This window comes from Microbacterium tumbae (assembly GCF_054780175.1).
On sequence record NZ_BAAGWV010000002.1, the window covers coordinates 594,413 to 615,653 of the forward strand.

General features: G+C 68.2%; 22 protein-coding genes, 1 tRNA gene and 1 pseudogene. 8 read left to right on the forward strand and 16 right to left on the reverse strand.

Going from position 1 to position 21,241, the window contains the following annotated elements; genetic code table 11:
- Positions 1 to 449 precede the first annotated feature (449 nt).
- The 4 genes and pseudogenes from ACYVGQ_RS10165 to ACYVGQ_RS10180 all read right to left on the reverse strand — a co-directional run bounded on the left by ACYVGQ_RS10165 (position 450) and on the right by ACYVGQ_RS10180 (position 1,834).
- Complete coding sequence (locus ACYVGQ_RS10165) at positions 450 to 698, reverse strand: hypothetical protein (protein WP_460784856.1); 249 nt, start codon at positions 696 to 698, stop codon at positions 450 to 452.
- A gap of 363 nt (positions 699 to 1,061) precedes the next feature.
- Positions 1,062 to 1,277, reverse strand: a pseudogene (locus ACYVGQ_RS10170) (helix-turn-helix domain-containing protein); the annotation flags it as partial.
- A gap of 151 nt (positions 1,278 to 1,428) precedes the next feature.
- On the reverse strand, positions 1,429 to 1,563 hold the full coding sequence (locus tag ACYVGQ_RS10175; RefSeq protein WP_460784506.1) for a hypothetical protein: 135 nt from the start codon (positions 1,561 to 1,563) through the stop codon (positions 1,429 to 1,431).
- A gap of 73 nt (positions 1,564 to 1,636) precedes the next feature.
- Positions 1,637 to 1,834, reverse strand: coding sequence for a helix-turn-helix transcriptional regulator (locus tag ACYVGQ_RS10180; RefSeq protein ID WP_460784507.1), 198 nt, complete (start codon positions 1,832 to 1,834; stop codon positions 1,637 to 1,639).
- A 118-nt stretch (positions 1,835 to 1,952) separates the two neighbouring features.
- Between ACYVGQ_RS10180 and ACYVGQ_RS10185 the strand changes: the two genes are divergently transcribed.
- Together ACYVGQ_RS10185 and ACYVGQ_RS10190 are read left to right on the forward strand one after the other, a co-directional pair.
- The gene (locus ACYVGQ_RS10185; RefSeq protein WP_460784508.1) at positions 1,953 to 2,588 is read left to right on the forward strand and encodes a hypothetical protein; all 636 of its coding nucleotides are present in this window, start codon (positions 1,953 to 1,955) and stop codon (positions 2,586 to 2,588) included.
- Between the two features lie 10 nt (positions 2,589 to 2,598).
- On the forward strand, positions 2,599 to 3,774 hold the full coding sequence (locus tag ACYVGQ_RS10190; RefSeq protein WP_460784509.1) for a tyrosine-type recombinase/integrase: 1,176 nt from the start codon (positions 2,599 to 2,601) through the stop codon (positions 3,772 to 3,774).
- Between the two features lie 80 nt (positions 3,775 to 3,854).
- On the opposite strand, the gene ACYVGQ_RS10195 is transcribed toward ACYVGQ_RS10190, so the two are convergent.
- Positions 3,855 to 3,929 (reverse strand) — tRNA-Ile (locus ACYVGQ_RS10195).
- Positions 3,930 to 3,961: 32 nt separating this feature from the next.
- The gene (locus ACYVGQ_RS10200; protein WP_460784510.1) at positions 3,962 to 4,498 is read right to left on the reverse strand and encodes a gamma carbonic anhydrase family protein; all 537 of its coding nucleotides are present in this window, start codon (positions 4,496 to 4,498) and stop codon (positions 3,962 to 3,964) included.
- Between the two features lie 140 nt (positions 4,499 to 4,638).
- Between ACYVGQ_RS10200 and ACYVGQ_RS10205 the strand changes: the two genes are divergently transcribed.
- Positions 4,639 to 5,124, forward strand: coding sequence for a Dps family protein (locus ACYVGQ_RS10205; protein WP_460784511.1), 486 nt, complete (start codon positions 4,639 to 4,641; stop codon positions 5,122 to 5,124).
- Positions 5,125 to 5,292: 168 nt separating this feature from the next.
- Here the strand turns inward: ACYVGQ_RS10205 and ACYVGQ_RS10210 are convergent, their stop codons facing one another.
- The 5 genes from ACYVGQ_RS10210 to ACYVGQ_RS10230 are packed head-to-tail and all read right to left on the reverse strand — an operon-like array spanning position 5,293 to position 10,136.
- On the reverse strand, positions 5,293 to 6,765 hold the full coding sequence (locus ACYVGQ_RS10210; protein WP_460784512.1) for an amidohydrolase: 1,473 nt from the start codon (positions 6,763 to 6,765) through the stop codon (positions 5,293 to 5,295).
- Entirely contained in the window at positions 6,762 to 7,406 is a 645-nt protein-coding gene (locus ACYVGQ_RS10215; protein ID WP_460784513.1) for an FMN-binding negative transcriptional regulator, read from the reverse strand. The genes ACYVGQ_RS10210 and ACYVGQ_RS10215 overlap by 4 nt, the downstream gene beginning before the upstream one ends.
- Positions 7,407 to 7,426: 20 nt before the next feature.
- Positions 7,427 to 8,425: an Fpg/Nei family DNA glycosylase gene (locus ACYVGQ_RS10220; protein ID WP_460784514.1), complete on the reverse strand. Its 999-nt coding sequence runs from the start codon at positions 8,423 to 8,425 to the stop codon at positions 7,427 to 7,429.
- Position 8,426: 1 nt separating this feature from the next.
- Positions 8,427 to 8,912, reverse strand: a complete 486-nt coding sequence (locus ACYVGQ_RS10225; RefSeq protein ID WP_460784515.1) for a ribose-5-phosphate isomerase — start codon at positions 8,910 to 8,912, stop codon at positions 8,427 to 8,429.
- A gap of 42 nt (positions 8,913 to 8,954) precedes the next feature.
- Entirely contained in the window at positions 8,955 to 10,136 is a 1,182-nt protein-coding gene (locus ACYVGQ_RS10230; RefSeq protein WP_460784516.1) for a ferrochelatase, read from the reverse strand.
- Between the two features lie 123 nt (positions 10,137 to 10,259).
- Here ACYVGQ_RS10230 and pepN point away from each other — a divergent pair, with 123 nt between their 5' ends.
- The 4 genes from pepN (at position 10,260) to ACYVGQ_RS10250 (ending at position 16,069) form a co-directional block, all read left to right on the forward strand.
- Positions 10,260 to 12,812, forward strand: coding sequence for an aminopeptidase N (gene pepN / locus ACYVGQ_RS10235; protein ID WP_460784517.1), 2,553 nt, complete (start codon positions 10,260 to 10,262; stop codon positions 12,810 to 12,812).
- Positions 12,813 to 12,885: 73 nt separating this feature from the next.
- On the forward strand, positions 12,886 to 13,971 hold the full coding sequence (locus tag ACYVGQ_RS10240) for a mechanosensitive ion channel family protein (protein ID WP_460784841.1): 1,086 nt from the start codon (positions 12,886 to 12,888) through the stop codon (positions 13,969 to 13,971).
- A 23-nt stretch (positions 13,972 to 13,994) separates the two neighbouring features.
- On the forward strand, positions 13,995 to 14,414 hold the full coding sequence (locus ACYVGQ_RS10245; RefSeq protein ID WP_460784842.1) for a globin: 420 nt from the start codon (positions 13,995 to 13,997) through the stop codon (positions 14,412 to 14,414).
- Positions 14,411 to 16,069 (forward strand): FAD-binding dehydrogenase, encoded by a 1,659-nt coding sequence (locus tag ACYVGQ_RS10250; protein WP_460784518.1) that lies wholly within the window; start codon positions 14,411 to 14,413, stop codon positions 16,067 to 16,069. The genes ACYVGQ_RS10245 and ACYVGQ_RS10250 overlap by 4 nt, the downstream gene beginning before the upstream one ends.
- Positions 16,070 to 16,079: 10 nt before the next feature.
- Here ACYVGQ_RS10250 and ACYVGQ_RS10255 read toward each other — a convergent pair whose 3' ends face one another.
- The gene (locus ACYVGQ_RS10255) at positions 16,080 to 16,748 is read right to left on the reverse strand and encodes a hypothetical protein (RefSeq protein ID WP_460784519.1); all 669 of its coding nucleotides are present in this window, start codon (positions 16,746 to 16,748) and stop codon (positions 16,080 to 16,082) included.
- 48 nt (positions 16,749 to 16,796) lie between these two features.
- Between ACYVGQ_RS10255 and ACYVGQ_RS10260 the strand changes: the two genes are divergently transcribed.
- Positions 16,797 to 17,681, forward strand: a complete 885-nt coding sequence (locus tag ACYVGQ_RS10260; RefSeq protein WP_460784520.1) for an acyl-CoA thioesterase — start codon at positions 16,797 to 16,799, stop codon at positions 17,679 to 17,681.
- Between the two features lie 4 nt (positions 17,682 to 17,685).
- Here the strand turns inward: ACYVGQ_RS10260 and ACYVGQ_RS10265 are convergent, their stop codons facing one another.
- From ACYVGQ_RS10265 to ACYVGQ_RS10280, 4 genes are all read right to left on the reverse strand, one after another.
- Positions 17,686 to 18,159 carry an acyl-CoA thioesterase gene (locus ACYVGQ_RS10265; protein WP_460784521.1) on the reverse strand — a complete coding sequence of 158 codons (474 nt, stop codon included), beginning with the start codon at positions 18,157 to 18,159 and terminating at the stop codon, positions 17,686 to 17,688.
- Between the two features lie 26 nt (positions 18,160 to 18,185).
- Positions 18,186 to 19,865: an energy-dependent translational throttle protein EttA gene (ettA, locus tag ACYVGQ_RS10270; RefSeq protein WP_460784522.1), complete on the reverse strand. Its 1,680-nt coding sequence runs from the start codon at positions 19,863 to 19,865 to the stop codon at positions 18,186 to 18,188.
- A 125-nt stretch (positions 19,866 to 19,990) separates the two neighbouring features.
- Positions 19,991 to 20,491: a DUF6993 domain-containing protein gene (locus ACYVGQ_RS10275; RefSeq protein WP_460784523.1), complete on the reverse strand. Its 501-nt coding sequence runs from the start codon at positions 20,489 to 20,491 to the stop codon at positions 19,991 to 19,993.
- 43 nt (positions 20,492 to 20,534) lie between these two features.
- A complete protein-coding gene (locus ACYVGQ_RS10280) occupies positions 20,535 to 21,059 on the reverse strand; it encodes a single-stranded DNA-binding protein (protein WP_460784524.1) in 525 nt (174 codons plus the stop codon).
- Positions 21,060 to 21,241 lie beyond the last annotated feature (182 nt).

Here is a 21,241-nt window from a genome sequence, read left to right on the forward strand (position 1 = left end):
GCACGACGGGCATAGTGCTGTGGGCTGCCCGACGACCCGGAAGACGCATCCGCCGATGGTGGCGACGCTGACGCTGTGAGGGCAGGGCGCGGCAGGCCGCCTGATCCAATCAGAGAGGTGGTCGCGAATGTGCCCGGGAAGGTTTCCAAGACCCCGCATGGGAACGATGCCACGTTCGTCTGCGTAATCCCAGACGATCTGATCAGCGACGTGCACGACGGTCCTCCAACCATTCGTTCGCCCACGAGAGCGAGACATGAACACCCGACGATGCGAGAGCGTCACGGACCTGGGTCGGGGTGGCACGACGAGCATCGAGGCGTGCGAGGGAACGGCGTACGGCGTCGTCGAGGTTGGCGACCGCGAATGATGTCGCAGCCCACGCGGGACGCTCACGCGGTACTTCCTTGGGATTGGGAGTACTCATAGCCCTTTTCCTTTCTGGTGGGTCATGACGCTTCGCGGAACGGTCCACGAGGTTGCTCGGTGCGGAGCTTCGCAAGCGCATCGGCGTACGTGTCAGGGGTCGGGAAGTATCGGGTGTGCTCGATGTGAAGCGTCTCGCCGTGAACCCGCTCCCACTCGGGGCGGTACTCATCCCACTGCTCACGGTTCAACAAGCCATGCCATCCCCAGGCAAGATCTTCTGTTGCGTCCGGTGCATGAGCACCGGTGTCTTCGTGGACGACGTCGGGCATGGCCGTCTCGCCGGGCTCACGCGCAACACCGTGTGTTCTTCCTGTGTTTTCTTGCTGTGTGTTCTTCCTACCCAGCTCTGGGGTAGGCACCCGCCCAGCTCTGGGGTAGGTCATGCCCAACGCTGGGGTAGGTCCGGCATCTGACCTACCCATCTCCGGGGTAGGTCCATCCGCCCGTGACCTACCCAGTTCCGGGGTAGGTCCGTGCTGCCGAAGCCGATGGCGACGCCGATTGTCGTTGTTCTTTCGAACCATCTCGGGTACGCCCGGCATCGCATCAGGGCGCTCAAGGACGCGGTATCGGTGAGACGTCCCGTTGCCCACCGATTCCAGCCTCACCAAGGGAGGATTCGCGTCGATGAGCGCCCTGACCGCTCGCACCGCCGTGTTCCTCGACATGCCACCCTCGTGCGCAATGAGGTCGAACGACGGATAGCAGTAGCCCGAGGCATCCGCGCACCCACACAGCACGGCATAAGCCGCGACGCTGGCAGCCTTGAGACGGAGAGCAGGGACCGCCTCCCGCAGGAACCAGTCCGGGAGCATAGCGAATCCGTGCTTCCTGACCGCGCGGCTCATGAGCCCACCTCGCCCGACATGTCCTCACCGTGAGGCTCCTCCTCACGCCACGGGCGCTCAGTGGAAGCATGCTTTCGCACGACGGCGTTCCGCTCCTGGCTCGCCTCCTGGGCACGACGGAAGGCATGCATACGGTTCGTGTGTGTGCCCCTCATGCGAACACCTCGGTGAGCAGAACGGCCGCGGTCGTGAGCACCAGCAGCGCAACAGCCAAGACGGCGACAACTTCCAGGACATCGGAAAGGGCTTCGAGGGGCGGGCGGTGGGCATAGTGGCGAGCGGGCATGATCGGGTTATCCTGTCTGCGATCTGGTGATCTCGCGAAGGCGTCTACGTTGTCCGTGTAGGCGCTTTCGCGTCTAACTTGCGACTCGCGAAGACTGCTGACGAACCCGGCTCTCAACCCACTCGGTGACGTCGCTCTCCCGGTACCGAACAGCCTTGTGCGACACCTTGATGTGGACCGGACCCCGACCGTTGAAGCGCATCAACGTCAGCTGACGCTCGCTGATCCCGAGCAGATCGGCAGCTTCCCGCGGCGACAGCAATCTATTCATGACTTCCACTCGTTTCCCGCGTGTTCCGTTGCGTGTTCATAGTGGTAGAGTGCCACCATATACAGTATTAAACGAGCTAGAAAATGATGGACTGATGAATCGGAATAACCGATTGCAGATGCACCGCATCACGCTCTGCGTGAACAGGGAGGTCTCCCTGTCGCAAGACGCATCCATTGAGTTCACAGACCGCGTGCGGGGTATCGCGCACCAGCAACCGACTCTCGCGGAGGTCGTGGTTCTTGACGAAGAGCTCTGCCTCACCGAATCTCTCGCCGCTCGCGCGGAGGCAAAGGCCGCGGCTATGACGCTGACCTACAAGCTTGATGGGGTACGGGTGATCACGGAGGAGATGATCTACGAGGTTGTCCCCGAGAGGGGCTCCCGCGGCGCGGTGCTCGCCTACTACGCCGAGATGTCGACCAGCGGGCACTACGACTTTCGAAGCGCCTCCCCCCTGAACCGTGCGGACCTCGCAGCAGGCGCACTCGCGTTCTTGGAGTCAGACGCGCTCGGTGGGTTCTTCGAGATGCGCGAGCGTCGTCGCGTCCGCCGTCCCGATGATGAGACCCTGCTTCGGTACGTTCGCGCAGGCCTCACAACCGAGGGTAGTAGCGCTCGACGCGTACTCAGCAGGGTCTTTGGTGTACCGCTCAAGACCGCCGACGACTGGATTACATACGCGCGTGCACTACCGGATGCCGCAGACCTCCCCGCACCGCGCCGGGGACGACCGCGAAAGCCCCAAGGATAGGAGTCCTGAAATGGGATCGATCAGCGCCTACAACACCGCGAGCGGCAAACGGTATCGCGTCCGCTGGCGCACGCCCGACCGGAAACAGACCGATAAGCGTGGGTTCCTCTCCAAGCGGGACGCTCAGACCTTTCTCGCGTCCATCGAGGTAGCCATGGCCCGGGGCGAGTACATGGATCCCACCGCGGGTAAAATCACCGTCGCCGAGGTCGCGAGAGACTGGCTGCACAACAAGGAGGTGGCGCTGAAGCCTTCTTCCTACCGTTCATTGGAACTCGCCTGGCGCGTGTTTGTGGGCCCCCGTTGGGGGTCGACGCCGATCCAGAACATTCGACCTTCGGCAGTCGAAACCTGGATACGCGAACTGTCGCTGGGCACAGCCAAGACCGAACGCGAACGCAACGCCACACCCAAGCCCCTCTCTGCTACCGTCGTGATCCGCGCGGTCGGCGTTCTCGCGGGCGTGCTCGACACAGCGGTGCGCGACGGGCGCATCACTCGTAACCCAGCGCGAGGAGCCGAGAACCTCCCGCGGAAGGTGTCGAGTAAGCCGCGACGCTACCTCAGCCATGAGGAGGTGGTCCGATTCGCTTCTGCCACGGCCACCGACGTTCATGAGGCTCTCGTGCTATTGCTCGCGTACACCGGCCTACGGTGGGGAGAAGCCATCGGCCTTCGCGTCCGAGATCTCAACATGATGCGCCGTCGCATCCTGGTGAATCAGAGCGCCGTCGACATAGACGGAACGATCCACGTCGGTCCCCCGAAGAACTGGGAACGCAGGTCCGTACCCTTCCCAGCGTTCCTCGCTTTGCCCCTCGCCAAGCTCTGCGAAGGAAAGGGAGCTGACGACCTCGTGTTCCGCGATAACAGCGCCGATGGATACCTTCGACGCCCGGCGAGCGGCGTGGGTAAAAACTCCTGGTTCCTGCGGGCGCTGAGCGATGCGGGGATAGAGAGGCTCACCCCTCATGATCTTCGACACACCGCGGCATCTCTCGCGATCTCCTCTGGCGCGCATGTGAAGGCCGTTCAGCGCATGCTCGGCCACAAGTCCGCTGCTATGACCCTGGACACCTACGCCGATCTCTTCGACGACGATCTTGATGCCGTTGCCGAACGTCTGGAAGCGGGCGCGATCGGCGCGAATGTGGGCAAACTGTGGGCAACTGCCGTGAGTTCCTGAGGTTTGCACATTCCCGCACGAAGCCCAATACCGCGTGCTTCCGGGGATAAATCGATAGCAAGCACAGCATGGGAGCGAGGTGGGGCCGGTGGGACTTGAACCCACGGATCGTCGAGTTATGAGCTCGCTGCCTTGACCAGCTTGGCTACGGCCCCGCGAGGATACAGCCTACCGGTGAAGGGTCCGGTCACCGGGTGATGGCGTCCTCGTGGTCGCGCGCATGGCTCAGATAGATCTCCGCGTTGGCGACGAGTCCTGCGCGCTCCTCGTCGCTCAACGCGCGTCTCACCTTCGCGGGAACCCCTGCGACGAGGGAGCCGTCGGGGATCACCGTGCCGCCGAGCACCACCGCTCCCCCGGCGATCAGGCATCCGCTGCCGACGACCGCTCCCGAGAGCACGACCGCGCCCATGCCGACGAGGGATCCGTCGCCGATCGTGCAGCCGTGCACGACGGCGTTGTGCCCGACCGAGACGTCGCGTCCGATCCTCGTCGGATGGCCCGCGTCGACGTGCACCGAGACATTGTCCTGGAGGTTGCTGTTCTCGCCGAGCACGATCTCCGCCGAGTCCGCACGCAGGACGGCGTTGTACCAGACGCTCGATCCCTGCTGCAGCGTGACCGCTCCGACGAGGCGCGCGCCGTCGGCGACGAAAGCGCTCTCGTGGACGCGCGGCGTCTTCTGGGCGAGGGTCAGCACGGATGCCGCTGAAGAGATCGTCATAAGGCGAGACTACCCTCAGCATCCCGTTCTTCCGCGTGTTTCCGCGGCTGTAAGCCCAGCCTCAGCTTGCTTGCGGAATGCTGCAGCGTGAGTAGCGTTATGGATATCAGGTTCGAAGCAGTGGTTCCAGAGGAGCAGACATGAGCAAGGCAGAGACCATTTCCACCACCGTCAGCGACCCCACCGTCGCGGCTGCGGCAGCGCAGTTCCTCTCGCCGGTCGTGCTCGGCCTCCAGGCCCTCACGATCAACGGCAAGCAGGCCCACTGGCACGTCCGCGGCGCGAACTTCATCGGCGTCCACGAACTGCTCGACGCCATCGTCGCCCACGCCGGCGAGTTCGCCGACACCGCCGCAGAGCGCATCGTCGCCCTCGGCCTGCCGGTCGACGCCCGCCTCAGCGCCGTCGCCGCGAAGGCGCCTTCCACGGGCGTGCCCGCCGGCTTCGCACAGTCCGACGAGGAGATCCGCTCGATCATCGCGGACATCGACGCCATCCTCGTGGACGCGAAGGCGGCGATCGACGGCCTCGACGAGATCGACCTCACCAGCCAGGACGTCGCGATCGAGATCGTCCGCGGCCTCGAGAAGGACCGCTGGTTCCTCGTGGCGCACATCGCCGCGTAGCGGAATCGCAAGGAGGAGGGCATCGGATGCAGCACTTCCGATGCCCTCCTCCTTGCGTCCTGGACGCCCCGCTTCCCGACATGTCCCGAAGCGGTGTCCGGGAAGACGCGGGTGCGAGATGCGTCCGCGCGCCGCGACCCGGGCATCGGATGAGATCGCGAGACGCGCTCACGCACCGTGGGTGAGGCGACCGCCGAGAACGGTTGCCTGGACGGGCATCGTCCGCAGCTCCTCCGCCGATGCGGAGAGCGGATCCGCGCCCAGCACGGCGATGTCCGCGACCGACCCCGGCCGCAGCTCGCCCCGGACGCTGGCCCGGATCGCCTCACCGGGGGTCAGCGCCTCCTCCGGATGCCAGGCCGCACGCCCGCCCGCGGTCCGTGCGACGGCGGCCGCGATGGTAAGCCACGGATCGAGCGGCGCCACCGGCGCATCCGATCCCAGCCGCAGCTCGACACCGGCGTCCTGCAGCGATCTCATCGGGTATCCGAGCGAGGTCTGCGCGCGCCAGAGCCTGTCCGCCAGGTCGCGGTCGTCGACGGCGTGGCGCGGCTGGACGCTCGCGGCGATCCCCAGCCGCGCCATGCGGACGACATCCGCATGGCGGATCAGCTGGGCGTGCTCGATCGTCCCCCGCGCGCCCGAGAGGGCGAAGGCATCCAGAGCGGAAGCGGCTGCGACGTCGCCGATCGCATGGGCGGCGACGTCGAGGCCGGCGCCGGTCGCGCGAGTCATCAGCTCGATCAGATGCTCGGGGGCGACGTTGAGGGCCCCGCTCGAGTCCGTGCCCGCATAGGCATGCGAACACGCTGCCGTGCGCGTGCCGAGAGAGCCGTCGGTGATGATCTTGAGCGGCCCGACCCTGACGAGCCCGCCCGTACCGTCCAGGATCGCTCCCGACCGCAGCCCCGCGGCGATCGCACGGTCGAGATCATCGGGATAGGTCGCGAACTCGACGCGATGCGCCGCGAATCCGCTCCGTGTCCGGCGCGACCATGACGAGGCGCTCCATGCCATGTCGAAGTCGACCAGTCCTGTGACGCCGCGCGCGGCCGCCTGCGCACCCGCACGCGCGACCGCCAGATCGCCGTGCACGTCGTCGACCGCATCGAGACGCCTGGTGATCTCGAAGGCGTCGTCCTCGCGCAGCATGCCGTCGGGGCTCGTCCGGCTCTCCCGGCGGAGTGCGGCCGAGTTCAGCCAGACGCTGTGCACGTCGGCGTTGACGAGATAGGTCGGCACCTCTCCCGTCGCAGCATCGAGCACGGCGAGGCTCGGAACGTCCGACCAGAGGGCGTCGCGGTAGCCGATGCCGATCCTCCGCCCGTCCCCGCGCGGTGCGACCGCCGCCATCCTCCTCGCCGTCTCCTCCGCCGATCCGGCGTCAGCGACCGAGGCGCGCTCCGCCGCCAGCGCCCACTGCACGACATGGACGTGGCCGTCCCACAGCCCGGGGATCGCCCAGCCGCCCGCGGCGTCGAGCACACCGCCGCGGACCGGAAGAGCACCCGTCGGCGCGATGTCCGTGATCAGACCGTCCTCGATGAAGACGTCGACCGGCTCCTCGTCGATGAGGAACTCCGCGCCGGGACCGGCGATCCGCACCGCGCGCAGCGTGCCGATCGACGCGCCTGGCGTCACAGAGCTCTCTCCGGCCGGGCGTCCTGCGCGCGCCGCATCTCCGCGGCGAGGGCCGGATTCCGGTAGACGCCATCCGCCTGCAGCTCGGCGATGACCCGCTCGATCGTCTCGGCGTCCTTGTTCTGGCTGAGCTTCCGCTTGGCGACGACCTTGGTCGGCGTGAGCCGGAATCCGACCGTTCCGGCTGCCAGGCGCCTGACGAAGGCCTCGTCGTTGGGACGCTCCCACATCAGCCGCGGATCGGGCATACGGGACTCGAACCGCTCCACGAGGCGATCCAGAACGCGCAGGTTCTCCTCCGGCGCCAGGATCTCCGGCACTCCGGACAGGTGCACGGCCGTGTAGTTCCACGTCGGGACGCTCGGCGTCTCCTGGTCGTACCACCCCGGCGAGATGTAGCCGTGCGGCCCCTGGAAGACGACCAGCAGCTCGCGCTCCCCCATCCCGTGAATCATGTCGTCCGGTCGTCCGACGTGACCCACGATCGTGAGATCGTCCCGCTCGTCGTCCAGCAGGACGACGTAGTGCGATGCGACCGGCCCGTCCTCGCCGGCGCTCATGATCGTCGCCCACGAGTTCGCGTCGATCACGCGACGGATCTCGGCCACATCGGCGAGGGAGAAGCTCGGATTCTGGCGCATGCCTCCAGCTTAGGTCGACGTCAGGCCTGGCAGCGGGGGCACCAGTAGAGCTTGCGGCCGCCGATCTCCTCCAGCGCGATCTCCGTCCCGCACACCCGGCAGGGCAGTCCTGCGCGGTGGTAGACCCAGTGCCGGTCGTCCCGGCTGGCCATCGCCGCCCGGTACTGCTCGGGCGTCAGGTCGTCCATGGTCATCATCTGGCCGGTCTCGACGCCGATCGCGAGCAGCCTCACCCAGTCGTGCCACAGCTCCCGCACCGTGTCCTCGGGCACGAGCCGGCCCGGCGTGTGCGGGTCCAGCCTCGCCCGGAACAGCAGTTCGGCCCGGTACACATTGCCGATGCCGCTGACGACGGTCTGATCCATGAGGAGCAGCGCGATGGGCGCTCCCTTCTTGCCCACCGCCCGGACGAAGCGCTCCTCGTTCTCGACGGGATCGCCGACGAGGGGGTCGGGGCCGAGCTTCGCCACCGTGGCGAGCATCTCGTCCGGCGTCTGCAGCACGCACGCGGTCGGTCCGCGCAGATCGGCGCACGTGATGTCCGTCAGCAGACGCAGGCGCACCTGTCCGACCACCGGCGGCGGCCATTCCGATCCCTCGTCCGCGAGCCCCCTGGTCTGCTCGGACATCCGCACGTGCACGCGAGCACGTCGTGGCGCGCCGATCGAGGACAGCGAGTTCTCCCCGGCGTCGTCGTAGACCGCATCGTCCAGGTCGGTGCCCCGCTGATTCGTCTGCCCCATACGTCCGTTGGCCGAGGCGATGGTCGGATCGATCAGGATCTCCCCGGCGAAGTCCCACGCCCCGTAGAGCCCCAGGTGCACGCGCAGCCAGAGGTCGCCCTCGGCCTCGAGGAACATCTGCTTGCCGACCGCCTTGACGCTGAGCGCCTCCCTGCCGTCCAGCACCGACGCGCCCTCGGCGAATCGTCCCTGCGGACTCGAGGCGTGCACCTGCCTGCCGATGAAGTTGCGATCGAACTGCCGCGCGATCCGATGGACGGAATGCCCCTCAGGCATGTCAGGCCCGCGGATCCGGCAGAAGGGAGCCGTCGCGCTCGTAGTCCGCGATCTGCCCGATGCGGCGCACATGCCGTTCGTCGTTCGAGAACGGCGTCGCGATGAAGCGATCGATGAGGCTCACGACCTCCTCGAAGGTGTGCTGCCTTGCGCCGATCGAAATGACGTTCGCGTCGTTGTGCTCCCGTGCGAGCTCCGCCGTCGAGAGGTTCCAGACCAGCGCGGCTCGAATGCCTGCGACCTTGTTCGCGGCGATCTGCTCGCCGTTGCCCGACCCTCCGAAGACGACGCCGAGCGCCTCGACGCCGGCGGCCTGATCCACGACCACGGCCTGCGCCGCACGGATGCAGAAGGCGGGGTAGTCGTCCAGGGCGTCGTATTCCACCGGCCCGTGATCGACGACCTCGTGCCCGGCGGCGCGCAGGTGCTGCTGCAGCTGCGTCGAGAAGTCCAGCCCTGCGTGATCGGTGGCGATGTGGATGCGCATGGACTCCATCCTAAGGACGTCGCCGCGCGGCGGCCGAACGGATCACGGTGCGAGGCCGGCCGCGGCCGGCTTGAAGCCGAGGCGCACGTTCTCGCAGTCGCCGGGGCGCGACACGTCGTACCAGGGACCGAGCGGGGTGAGGTGCGGACGATCGGCCGCAGGAGTCCCCTCGATCCGCTCCACGACCAGGTCGACGAGTCCGGAGACGAACGCCGGGTGCACGCCAGGGGTCTGCGTGCGCACAGCGCGCAGACCGGCCTCCGCCGCGGCGTCCATCGCCTCGGTGTCGAGATCCCACATGACCTCCATGTGGTCGCTGACGAAGCCGAGGGGGACGATCACGACCGCCTCCGCCCCCGCGGCCGGGAGCGCGGCGATGACGTCGTTCACGTCGGGCTCGAGCCAGGGCTGCGACGGCGGACCGGAGCGGGACTGGAAGACCAGCTGCCAGGGCACCGTCGCCCCGCCGGTGACGGCAGCGGCGGAGGCCATGATGTGCTCGGCCACCGCGCGGTGCTGCGCCACGTACGCGCCTCCCTCACCCCATTCGCGATCCCTGGGGCCGGAGCGCTCGGCATCCGCCGTCGGGATCGAGTGCGTGGAGAACAGGACGCGGATGCCCGAGGCGGAGATCCCCTCGTCCAGGAATCCGCGGATCGCCGCGTCGACGCCCTCCTGGAAGGGCGCGACGAAACCGGGGTGGTCGAAGAAGAGACGCACCTTGTCGGCGGTGATGCGGTCCTCGAGCCCCGCCTCGGCGATCGCGAGCGCGATGTCCTCGCGGTACTGCCGGTCCGAGGAGTACGAGCTGTACGCGCTCGTCGCCAGGACGAGCAGGGTGCGGTGGCCGTCCTCGGCCGCCGCCGTGAAGGCGTCCGCGAGGTAGGGATCCCAATTGCGATTGCCCCAGTACACCGGGAGATCCAGCCCGCGACGGGCGATCTCGGCCTCGAGCGCGGCCCTGAGCTGACGGTTCTGCGCGTTGATGGGGCTCACGCCGCCGAAATGGCGATAGTGGTGTGCGACCTCCTCGAGGCGCTCGTCCGGGATCCCCCTGCCCCGCGTCACATTGCGCAGGAACGGGATGACGTCGTCCTGTCCTTCCGGGCCGCCGAAGCTGGCCAGGATCAGTGCGTCGTACGCCACCGGCGTCTCGACGAAGGCGGCGCCGCCGGCAGCGGCGGCGGACGCGAAGGGAACGGTGGTCGAAATGTTCGCGGTCACCGCTCCATCCTTTCACCTTCCGCCGCTCGCCCGCGCCATGTCCTGGCGTAGGCTGTCATGGTTGCCGTCGACGCCAGCAGCGTCGTGGAACGGCCACGCCCCCTGACCCCTGGGAGAAATGCTGTGCCTGGAGAGAACCTCACTCGTATCGAAGCGCAGGAGCGCCGAGCCCTCATCGACACCCGGTCGTACGAGGTCTCGCTGGACCTGACGAAGGGCGCGGAGGTGTTCGGATCGCGCAGCGTGGTGCGATTCACCGCGCAGGAGGGCAGCTACACGTTCATCGATCTCATCGCCAGCGAGGTCCGCGAGATCTCGTTGAACGGGGAGCAGCTGGACCCGAACGAGGTCTTCGCCGACGCGCGGATCGCACTGCCGGAGCTGCAGGCGGAGAACGTCCTCGTCGTGGACGCGGACTGCGCGTACACGAACACCGGCGAGGGACTGCACCGTTTCGTCGATCCCGTCGACGACGAGGTCTACCTGTACTCGCAGTTCGAGGTGCCCGACTCCCGTCGCGTGTTCGCGGTCTTCGAGCAGCCCGACCTCAAGGCGACATTCCAGTTCACCGTCACGGCGCCGGCGAGCTGGAAGGTCGTCTCCAACTCCCCCACCCCCGAGCCCATCCTCCACGACGACAAGAGCACCGCGACTTGGGGATTCGAGCCGACGCCGCGGATCTCCTCCTACATCACGGCTCTCATCGCCGGCCCCTACGAGGCCACGTTCTCCGAGCTCACCAGCGCCTCCGGCCGGGTCATCCCGCTCGGGGTGTACGGCCGCAGGAGCCTGTGGCAGCATCTGGACGCGGACTACGTCTTCGACAAGACGCGAGAGGGCTTCGCCTATTACGAGGAGAAGTTCGGCGTCCCGTACCCCTTCGCCAAGTACGACCAGCTCTTCGTCCCGGAGTTCAACGCCGGGGCGATGGAGAACGCCGGTGCGGTCACCTTCACCGAGACCTACGTCTTCCGCAGCAAGGTGACGGATGCCGTCAAGGAGCGTCGCGTCGTGACGATCCTGCACGAGCTCGCGCACATGTGGTTCGGAGACCTCGTCACGATGAAGTGGTGGAACGATCTCTGGCTGAACGAGTCGTTCGCCGAATGGGCGTCCACGATCGCGACGGCCGAGGCCACCGAGTGGACCGAGGCCTGGACCACCTTCAACGCGATGGAGAAGACCTGGGCCTACCGCCAGGACCAGCTCCCGTCCACGCATCCGATCACCGCCGAGATCAACGATCTCGAGGACGTCCAGGTCAACTTCGACGGCATCACCTACGCGAAGGGCGGATCCGTCCTCAAGCAGCTGGCCGCCTGGGTGGGGATCGAGGCGTTCTTCGCCGGCGTCTCCCAGTACTTCCAGAAGCACTCCTGGGGCAACACCGAGCTCAGCGACCTGCTCACCGAGCTCGAGGCCACCAGCGGTCGTGAACTCGGCTCCTGGTCGAAGAAGTGGCTCGAGACCGCCGGCGTCAACACGCTCGCCCCGGTCGTCGAAGAGGACGCCGACGGTGCGATCACCCGGTTCGCCGTGACCCAGACCGCCCCCGCGGACTACCCGACGATCCGTCCGCACCGGCTGGGCATCGGCTTCTACGACCTCGTGGACGGCGCGCTCAGCCGCACCCACTACGCCGAGATCGACGTCGACGGCGACCGCACCGAGATCCCCGAGCTGAAGGGCCTCAAGCGCCCCGCGCTCGTGCTGCTCAACGACAACGACCTCGCCTATGCAAAGATCCGGCTCGACGAGCGCTCGCTCGCCACCGCCGTCGCCCATCTCGCGGACATCTCCGACCCGCTCGCCCGCTCGCTCGTCTGGGGAGCCGCATGGGACCAGACGCGCGACGCGGAGAGCCCGGCATCCGACTACGTCGACCTGGTGCTCGGCAACATCGGCAGGGAGACCGAGTCGACCACGGTGCGCACGACTCTCGCGCAGCTGCGCACCGCGGTCTCGCTGTATGTCGCTCCCGCCGATCGCGCCGCCGCTCGGCTGAAGGTCGCCGACGGACTCTGGGCGCTCGCCCAGGGCGCGGTCGCAGGCAGTGACAGCCAGCTGCAGTTCGTGACCGCCTTCGCGAACTCGCTCGTGACGGAGGAGCATGCCGGCATCGTCGGCCGTCTCCGCTCCGGCGAGGAGACGCTCCCCGGACTCGAGATCGACACCGATCTGAGCTGGCAGCTGCTCGCCGGGCTCGCCTCGATCGGCGCGACCGACGAGGCATCCGTCGACGCCGCACTCGCTGCCGACAACACGGCCAAGGGCGGCGAGTTCGCCGCCCAGGCGCGGGCCTCGCTGCCGACGGTCGGGGCCAAGCGCGCCGCCTGGGCGTCCCTCGTCGAGAAGGACGACGCGCCCAACACGATCGTCCGCTCGGCGGCGCTCGGCTTCGTGCATCCGGCGGGCGTCGAGGCACTCGCCGCCTTCGTCCCCGCGTACTTCGACATGCTGCTGCCGATCTGGGAGGGGCGCACCTATCAGATCGCGAACTATCTGATCACGGGGCTCTATCCGACGGCGCTCGCGAACGTGGAGCTTCGGGACGCGACCCGCGCCTGGCTCACCGCGCATCAGGACGCGGCGCCTGCGCTTCGCCGTCTCGTCAACGAGAACCTGGCCGATGTGGAGCGCGCCCTGGCGGCTCAGAACCGCGACGAGGAACGCTGACCCGGAAGAACCGATCGGCCTCTGCGGCGCAGTTCCCGGCTGCCGCAGAGGCCCTTTCCGTAGAATCGACATGATGATCCTCCCCGTCGACACGCAGACACCGCCAGCGACCGACAGCGCGCCGTCCTGGCTCGCACAGGCCTGGGAGAGCATCGCGGCCTTCTTCGGGACGATCGGCGGATCTGCACTGCAGATCGCGATCATCGTCGTCGTGGCCTTCCTGATCGGGCTCGCGCTCCGCTTCCTCATCCGCCGGGTCGTGGCGCGCATCGTGGACAGCGCCAAGTCGAAGGCGAACGTCGACAGCACGCAGGCTCTCGAGCGATCGCCGCTGGCCGACATGCGCCTCGTGCAGCGCACCCGCACCCTGGGCTCCATCCTGCAGAACATCGTCAACGTGGCGGTCGTGGTCGTCGCTCTGCTCATGGTGCTCGCGGTGATCGCGCCGAACCTCATCGGATCGCTCTCGCTGCTCACGGCTGCCGTCGGCGCAGGCCTCGGCTTCGGGGCGCAGAACATCGTCAAGGACGTCCTCAACGGTCTCTTCCTCGTCGCGGAGGACCAGATCGGCATCGGCGACGTCGTCGACCTCGGACTCGCGTCCGGCGTCGTGGAGTACGTCAGCGTGCGGATCACCCAGGTGCGCGACGTGAACGGCACGCTCTGGTACGTCCGCAACGGCGAGGTGCTGCGCATCGGCAACATGTCCCAGGGCTGGGCCCGCGCGATCATCGACCTCGGCGTCGCGCCGGATTCCGATCTGGATGCCGTGGAACAGGCGATGCTGGAGACCGCGCAGGATCTCGCCAAGGATGCGAAATGGCGCACCCGCATCGTCGAGAAGCCGGAGATCTGGGGGCTCGAGTCCGTGACGGGCGACGCCCTCGTCGTCCGGGTCGTGATGAAGACCCGCGCGAACGCGAAGGACGACGTCGCGCAGGAGCTGCGTTCGCGGCTCAAGAGGAAGCTGGACGAGCTGGGGATCCGCATGCCGAGCATGGCCACCGTGACCCCCTCCGGACTCGAGGGGGCACGCCGTGTCCGCGGCGCCAACCCTCCCAGGACCCGGCCGAACGCCGTCACCGGGGTCCCGCCCGTCGCCGAGCGCGGCATCTGGCGGCGCAAGAAGAACGAGACGGGCGAGGGCGAGCAGAAGTGACGTTCTACGACGAGATCGGCGGCATGGCGACGTTCCGTGCGATCGTGGACGTGTTCTACCGCGAGGTCGCGGTCGATCCGGTCCTGAAGCCGATGTACCCCGAGGAGGACCTCGGCCCGGCCGCGGAGCGGCTCACGCTGTTCCTGGCCCAGTACTGGGGAGGTCCGACCACCTATGGCGAGACCAGGGGGCATCCGCGCCTGCGGATGCGCCACATGCCCTTCCCTGTCGACCCTGACGCTCGCGACCGGTGGCTGCGCTGCATGAGGACCGCCGTGGACGAGGCGCACCTGTCTCCTCTGCACGAATCGACGCTCTGGGACTACCTGGAGCGCGCCGCATATGCCATGGTGAACACATTCGAGCCTTCCGGCATCGGCCCCTCGGCCGCCGGACGGGCCACCCTTGAGAGCCGCAGTCAGGATTCGACGGAGAACGCATGACGACCACGCCCCTGTCCGCAGACGTCCTGGTGATCGGATGGGGGCTGGCGGGGCTCGTCGCCGCCGCGGAGGCGAGCGCCGCGGGCAGGCGCGTGATCCTCGTGGATCAGGAGCCGCTCGCGAACCTCGGGGGCCAGGCCTGGTGGTCCTTCGGCGGCCTGTTCCTCGTCGACTCCCCTGAGCAGCGCCGGATGGGCATCAAGGACTCCCTCGATCTCGCCACGCAGGACTGGCTCGGAGGCGCGGGCTTCGACCGCGAGGAGGATGCCTGGCCACGCCGCTGGGCCGAGGCGTATCTCCAGTTCGCGGCGGGAGAGAAGCGGGCCTGGCTGCGGGAGAAGGGCGTCGGGTTCTTCCCTGTCGTCGGCTGGGCGGAGCGCGGCGGCTACGGCGCCCTCGGTCCGGGCAACTCCGTCCCCCGGTTCCACATCACCTGGGGCACCGGTCCGGGTGTCGTCGCGCCGTTCGCCGCCGCCGTGCAGACCGCCGCGGAGGCGGGAACGCTGACGATCCTCCCGCGGCACAGGGTCACGGAGCTCACCGCATCCGCGGGCGCCGTGACCGGTGCGCGCGGTGACGTGCTGGCCGGCAGCTCCGCCCCGCGCGGCGTCGAATCCGGCCGCGACATCGCGGGCTCCTTCGAGATCACCGCCGGGGCCACGATCGTCGCCTCCGGCGGGATCGGCGGCAATCACGACCTCGTCCGCGCGGCATGGCCCGCCCGCCTCGGCGCTCCGCCGGCGCACATGCTCTCCGGCGTCCCCGCCTACGTGGACGGATCGATGCACGCCGTCTCCGCGGCCGCGGGCGCGCATCTGATCAACGGCGACCGGATGTGGCATTACGTCGAGGGGATCACCAACTGGGACCCGGTATGGCCGGCGCACGGCATCCGGATCCTCCCTGGACCGAGCTCCCTGTGGCTCGATGCGACGGGCAAGCGGCTTCCGGTCCCGCTGTTCCCGGGCTTCGACACGCTCGGCACGCTCGCGCACCTGCGCGCCACCGGTCACGACCACTCCTGGTTCATCACCTCACGACGGATCGTGGAGAAGGAGTTCGCCCTCTCCGGCAGCGAGCAGAACCCGGACCTCACCGGCAGGGATGTGAGGCTGCTGGTGAAGTCGCGCCTCGCCAAGGGGCCGACAGGCCCCGTGCAGGCATTCCTCGACGAGGGCGAGGACTTCCTCGTCGAGGACGATCTCGAGACGCTGCTGGAGCAGCTCGGCAAGGCGCCGGACGGCGAACTGCTCGACATCGATCGCGTCCGCCAGGAGATCCTCGCGCGCGACAGGGAGATCGACAACGACTTCACCAAGGACGCCCAGATCGGGATGCTGCGCTCGATGCGCGCGTACCGGGGCGACAAGCTCATCCGCACCGCCGCGCCGCACCGGCTGCAGGACCCGTCGGCGGGTCCGCTCATCGCGGTCCGGCTGCATGTCCTCACCCGGAAGTCCCTCGGCGGGATCGAGACGGATCTGGACGGGCGAGCACTCGCCCCGGACGGCACGGTGATCCCCGGGCTGTATGCGGTCGGCGAGGCGAGCGGCTTCGGCGGCGGCGGCATGCACGGCTATCGCGCGCTGGAGGGCACGTTCCTGGGCGGATGCCTGTTCTCGGGCAGGCAGGCGGGACGCGCCGTCTCGCGCTGACGGCGCGGCGTCAGGCCTCGCGGGCGCCGGTCTCCCGCACGGCGGTGAGCCCGCTCGCCGCCGGTCCGCGGCTGAGCACGTGGCCGCGCCGGAACGCGACTCGCGTCCAGCGGCCGGACGAGGTGATCTGCGCCCGCTCGGAGCCGGCGATGAAGCCGAAGGCATGCGCGGCGAAGGCGATGCCGCGCGGAAGCCCGGCAAGCTCTTCGTCCGGCTCGCCCCAGATCGCCGCACGCAGGGCGCGGACGGCCTCCTCCCCCGCTCCGGGGGTCATGCCGCGCGCGACGGCGGAGATGCCCCATTGGGCGCGACGCGCGACGACGGCCGCGTCCAGCTCGCCTGCGTGCTCCCAGCCGCCCCGCGGCGGGGCGATCCCCGCCCAGGCGGGTGAGAGGCCGGTGTCGGGCAGTTCCAGCATCCGCTCGTCGTCCGTCGCCGCCAGCGCTGCCACCACGACGTCGCACTGCAGTTCGGGATCGGCATGCACGATGCGCATCGCGAGAATCGTCGGCGTGGCGTCGAAGAGGCCGTGCGGGGCGAGCGCAGCCGCCGTGACGGCGAGGACGCCGCCCGCTCCCTGCAGACGGACGCCCTCGTCGGAGACCTGTGCGGCCCGGCCGACGAAGGTCCGCACGTCTCGAGCGGTGTCCGGGTCGGCGAGCACGAGACGAGGAGGCACGCGTTCTAGACTACCGAGAGGCGGCGCCGGACCGCGGGAAGGACCGATATGAGCGACGACGCGCACGCCGAGGCCTCCGTGGAGCTGCTGCTGGACGTTCTCGACCTGGACGGATCATCCGCCCGCACGACCGAGGACATCTTCACCGGCCGCTCGCATCCGATGCCGAGCGGCCGCATCTACGGTGGACAGGTTCTCGCCCAGACGCTCGTCGCCGCCGCGCGGACCCTGCCCGAGGATCGTCCGGTGCACTCCATGCACGGCTACTTCCTGCGTCCCGGAGACGCTTCGCGAGGGCTCACGATCGCCGTCGACCGCATCCACGACGGACGGTCCTTCTCGACGCGCCGTGCGCAGGCCTATCAGAACGGCGTCCCCATCTTCTCGATGATCGCCTCCTTCCAGGACGAGGGTCCGGGCATCGAGCATGCGGCGTCGATGCCGGACGGCGTCCCGGCCCCGGAGGATCTCGCTCCCGACGAGGAGCTGGTCGAAGGCGCCCATCCGCTCTCGATGCGGATGCTCCGCGACCGTCCGGCGGACATCCGGCACGTCGGCGGGCCGATCCACCAGGGCGTCGAGGGGGAGCCACGTCCTCAGCAGTGGGTGTGGATGCGGATCCGCTCGGCGATGCCCGACGATCCTTCGCTGCATCGGGCCGCTCTGGCCTACCTCAGCGATATGACGATCCAGGAGTCGATCCTGCGCGCGCATGGCGTGTCATGGGCGGTCCCGGGGCTCAAGGTCGCAAGTCTCGACCATGCCATGTGGTGGCACCGTTTCGCACGCGTCGACGAGTGGCTGCTGTACGTCCAGGAGTCGCCGAACGCGCGCGGAGGACGCGGACTCGCGACAGGGCGGATCTTCACCCGCGAAGGCGTGCTGGTCGCCAGCGTCGCCCAGGAGATCATGATCCGGGTGCCGGAGGCCTGAGTCCTCAGCGTCGCTGATAGGCGATCGGCTCTCCGAGGTAAGGCTCCCAGACCCCGCGCATCTCGGGACTCATCCGCACGGGCCGGCCGGAGACGGCGTCGACGAGGACGATCACGGCCGTCGAGCGTGCATACAGCACGGCGGCAGCCGATGCCGGATCCGAGTGCACCTCGTAGCAGACCTCGATGCTCGAGCCGCCGAGCTTCCCGAACCACATCTGCACGTCCAGCGGGAGCCGCTGATACGGGACGGGCGCGAGGTATTCGATCTCCTGCCGCGCGATGAGCGTCAGTACTCCCTGCTCGATGCCGGATTCGAGGACCGCCGTCGACGGCCCCTCCTCCCCCGGCCCCGGCTTCCAGAAGGCGCGGACGCGCGCCTCCTCCAGCAGCTTGAGCATCGAGGTGTTGTTGACGTGATTGAACGCGTCGAGATCCCCCCACCGCAGGTGGATGGGGACATGCAGACGCGCCTGCACGGCGCCCGTCGAAGCCGCCGCCACGATCAGTCGCGCGTCAGCTTGCGATGGGTCGAGCGGTGCGGGTTGGCCGCGTCCGGACCGAGCCGTTCGATCTTGTTCGCCTCGTAGGCCTGGAAGTTCCCCTCGAACCAGTACCACTGGGCCGGGTTCTCATCGGTGCCCTCGTAGGCGAGGATGTGCGTCGCGATGCGGTCGAGGAACCACCGGTCGTGAGTGATGACCACGGCGCATCCGGGGAACTCCAGCAGCGCGTTCTCCAGCGAGCTGAGCGTCTCGACGTCGAGGTCGTTGGTGGGCTCGTCGAGGAGCAGCAGGTTGCCGCCCTCCTTCAGCGTGAGCGCGAGGTTCAGCCGGTTGCGCTCGCCGCCGGACAGGACGCCGGCCTTCTTCTGCTGATCCGGACCCTTGAAGCCGAACTTGGAGACGTACGCACGGGACGGGATCTCGGTCTTGCCCACCGTGATGATGTCCAGTCCGTCGGAGACGACCTCCCACAGGGTCTTGCCGGGGTCGATGCTCGCGCGCGACTGGTCGACGTAGCTGATCTTGACGGTCTCGCCGACCTTGAGCTCGCCGTCGTCGAGAGGCTCGAGGCCGACGATCGTCTTGAAGAGGGTCGTCTTGCCGACGCCGTTCGGGCCGATCACTCCGACGATCCCGTTCGGCGGAAGGCTGAAGCTCAGCCCGTCGATCAGCGTGCGATCGCCGAAGCCCTTCTCGAGCTTCTTCGCCTCGATCACGACGCTCCCGAGCCGGGGGCCGGCGGGGATCTGGATCTCCTCGAAGTCGAGCTTCCTGGTGCGCTCCGCCTCGGCGGCCATCTCCTCGTAGCGCGCCAGACGCGCCTTCGACTTCGTCTGGCGGCCCTTGGCGCTGGAACGCACCCATTCGAGCTCGTCCTTCAGGCGCTTGGCGAGCTTGGCGTCCTTCTTGCCCTGGACGTCGAGACGTTCGGCCTTCTTCTCCAGATAGGTCGAGTAGTTGCCCTCGTAGCCGATGAGGCGGCCCCGGTCGACCTCGGCGATCCACTCCGCGACGTTGTCGAGGAAGTACCGATCGTGGGTGATCGCGATGACCGCGCCCTTGTAGGACTGCAGGTGCTGCTCGAGCCAGAGCACGCTCTCGGCGTCCAGATGGTTGGTGGGCTCGTCGAGCAGAAGGAGATCAGGCTTCTGCAGCAGGAGCTTCGCGAGAGCCACGCGGCGACGCTCACCACCCGAGAGCGGCGCGATCTCCGCGTCCGCCGGCGGGGTGCGCAGCGCGTCCATGGCCTGCTCGAGCTGGGAGTCGAGATCCCATCCGTCGGCGGCGTCGATCTCCTCCTGGAGCACGCCCATCTCGGCGAGCAGGGTGTCGAAATCCGCGTCGGGGTCGGCCATCTGCGCGGAGATCTCGTTGAAGCGGTCGAGCTTCGCCTTGATCGCCACGCCGTCCTGGATGTTCTCCAGCACGGTCTTGGTCTCGTCGAGCTCGGGCTCCTGCATGAGGATGCCGACGGTGAAGCCCGGGGTGAGCTTCGCCTCGCCGTTGGACGGCGTGTCCAGGCCGGCCATGATCTTGAGGATCGTGGACTTTCCGGCACCGTTCGGACCGACCATGCCGATCTTCGCCCCGGGAAGGAACGACATCGTCACGTCGTCCAGGATGAGCTTGTCACCTACCGCCTTGCGGGCACGGACCATGGAGTAGATGTACTCAGCCACCGAAAAACGCTCCTTCTGTCGCCTTCGCGAATCGACACCCCAGCCTACCGGCTGAGAGCTGTGCTGCGGATGCGCTCCGCGCCGAGCAGGAGATGCCCGTGCGCGTCACCGTTCGGCTGTCGCCGTCACCAGTCGATGGCGCGCGTGTTGCCGACGAGGCATCTTCCCTCGGCGAGCTGGGCCATGACGGCGGTGACGGGCTTACCCGTGGAGGGGCCGACCTGACCGATCAGGCATTGGGCTTCTCCCCAGCGCACCGAGAACTGCAGACTCTCTACGGCTCGCCCCACCGTGGTCTCGTCCTCGGTGACCTGCATCGCCGACTTGTCGAACCCGGCCGCGACGAGCGCATCGACGTAGGCACGACCGTGGAACTTGCCCTCGGTCGCCCAGACCTGCGCCGTGACGGCGGCGAACAGCGGCAGATTGTCCTCCGCCGACCCTTCCGGAACCAGAACAGGATCGGCCGGCTCCGGCGTCGGCGAGGACGTGGCCGGAGCCGAGCTCCCCGGCGTCGCCGTCGGTTCCGCCTGCTCCGGCGTGCATGCGATCAGCCCCAGGGCGAGGACGACCGCAGCCATCGAGCCGACGACGCGGAGGGACGAGGACTCGGTTCTGCGGCGCACGATCCGATTGTATGCGCCACGGCCTCCGCTCATCCGCACGTCCTCACAGCGTGGCCGGCGCACTCGCATTCCAGGCGTCGGAGAGCCCGCCCTCGAGTCCGCCGGGATCGGTGGGATCGAGATCCTCCTCGGGCTCTCCTGCACCCCCGTCGCCAGAATCCTCCGCGTGCACCTCGCCCGTCGCGGCATCCACCGAGACCGCCGAGGTGCGGCTCGTCTTCAGGAAGTTGCTCGTCCCCCACTGCAGGTCGTGGCCGACGGCCTCCGCATCGAGATCCAGGCTCGCGCCCCTCACGCCGTTCGCGTTCTCCCACTCTCGGAACCTGATGCGCCCCATGACGATCACCGCGTCCCCTTTTCGCAGAGACGCCCGCGCATGCTCCGCGAGCTGCCGGTACGCCGACACCGCGTACCAGTTGGTGCCCGCGTCGACCCAGCTCTGCGCCTGTCTGTCGAAACGGCGCCTGCTGCTGCCGACGCGGAAGTTCAGCACCGGGATGCCCGTGCTCGTCGTCGCCGGCTGAGGGTCGTTCCCGACGAATCCTCGAATCGTCACGCTCTCGTTCATCGTCCTGCTCCTTCTCTTCGCGGTGTTCACGGTGTTCTCACCGTCCCCGATAGCCCACAGCGTGCCCGGTCGCGCCCCCGCTCGACCGAGTGCGATCCGCGGAATCCACGGATCCTCTGGAGAACGCGCCTCCGCTGGGCTCTGTGCAGGCAGAGTCGACGCCGCAGGATCGCCGAGGGCCG

Coding starts and splice junctions, on each gene's coding strand:
- ACYVGQ_RS10215 (WP_460784513.1), bottom strand. CDS start 7,406: ATGCGCCAGAATCCGAGCTTCTCCCTCGCCGATGTGGCCGAGATCCGT.
- ACYVGQ_RS10165 (WP_460784856.1), bottom strand. CDS start 698: ATGCCCGACGTCGTCCACGAAGACACCGGTGCTCATGCACCGGACGCA.
- ACYVGQ_RS10245 (WP_460784842.1), top strand. CDS start 13,995: ATGGCGACGTTCCGTGCGATCGTGGACGTGTTCTACCGCGAGGTCGCG.
- ACYVGQ_RS10220 (WP_460784514.1), bottom strand. CDS start 8,425: ATGCCTGAGGGGCATTCCGTCCATCGGATCGCGCGGCAGTTCGATCGC.
- ACYVGQ_RS10190 (WP_460784509.1), top strand. CDS start 2,599: ATGGGATCGATCAGCGCCTACAACACCGCGAGCGGCAAACGGTATCGC.
- ACYVGQ_RS10175 (WP_460784506.1), bottom strand. CDS start 1,563: ATGCCCGCTCGCCACTATGCCCACCGCCCGCCCCTCGAAGCCCTTTCC.
- ACYVGQ_RS10225 (WP_460784515.1), bottom strand. CDS start 8,912: ATGCGCATCCACATCGCCACCGATCACGCAGGGCTGGACTTCTCGACG.
- ACYVGQ_RS10200 (WP_460784510.1), bottom strand. CDS start 4,498: ATGACGATCTCTTCAGCGGCATCCGTGCTGACCCTCGCCCAGAAGACG.
- ACYVGQ_RS10260 (WP_460784520.1), top strand. CDS start 16,797: ATGAGCGACGACGCGCACGCCGAGGCCTCCGTGGAGCTGCTGCTGGAC.
- ACYVGQ_RS10250 (WP_460784518.1), top strand. CDS start 14,411: ATGACGACCACGCCCCTGTCCGCAGACGTCCTGGTGATCGGATGGGGG.
- ACYVGQ_RS10205 (WP_460784511.1), top strand. CDS start 4,639: ATGAGCAAGGCAGAGACCATTTCCACCACCGTCAGCGACCCCACCGTC.
- ACYVGQ_RS10280 (WP_460784524.1), bottom strand. CDS start 21,059: ATGAACGAGAGCGTGACGATTCGAGGATTCGTCGGGAACGACCCTCAG.
- ACYVGQ_RS10240 (WP_460784841.1), top strand. CDS start 12,886: ATGATCCTCCCCGTCGACACGCAGACACCGCCAGCGACCGACAGCGCG.
- ACYVGQ_RS10180 (WP_460784507.1), bottom strand. CDS start 1,834: ATGAATAGATTGCTGTCGCCGCGGGAAGCTGCCGATCTGCTCGGGATC.
- ACYVGQ_RS10185 (WP_460784508.1), top strand. CDS start 1,953: ATGCACCGCATCACGCTCTGCGTGAACAGGGAGGTCTCCCTGTCGCAA.